The 238-nt window shown below is 66.4% G+C and carries 1 protein-coding gene; it reads left to right on the forward strand.

Annotated features, from left to right (window positions below):
* On the forward strand, positions 1 to 238 hold a 238-nt coding region (locus tag CH341_RS33405), incomplete at both ends, for an AbrB family transcriptional regulator (protein ID WP_146604842.1).

Here is a 238-nt window from a genome sequence, read left to right on the forward strand (position 1 = left end):
CATGATCCTCGATATTTCGCTGTTGCAGACGTTCATGGCCTTCGCGCCGGGGGCGCTCGAGGCGCTGACCATCCTCGCCTTCACGATGAATGTGGACCCGGCCTATGTCGCGGCCCACCACGTGGTGCGGTTCGCAGCCCTTGCCCTCGCAGTGCCTCTTCTGGCGCGCTGGCTGATGCGGCAGGAGGGACACGCCGCTCCCGATCCCGAAGAACCTTGGCAGCGCGGGCGCAGCGAA

The organism is Rhodoplanes roseus (genome assembly GCF_003258865.1).
Taxonomy (GTDB): domain Bacteria; phylum Pseudomonadota; class Alphaproteobacteria; order Rhizobiales; family Xanthobacteraceae; genus Rhodoplanes; species Rhodoplanes roseus.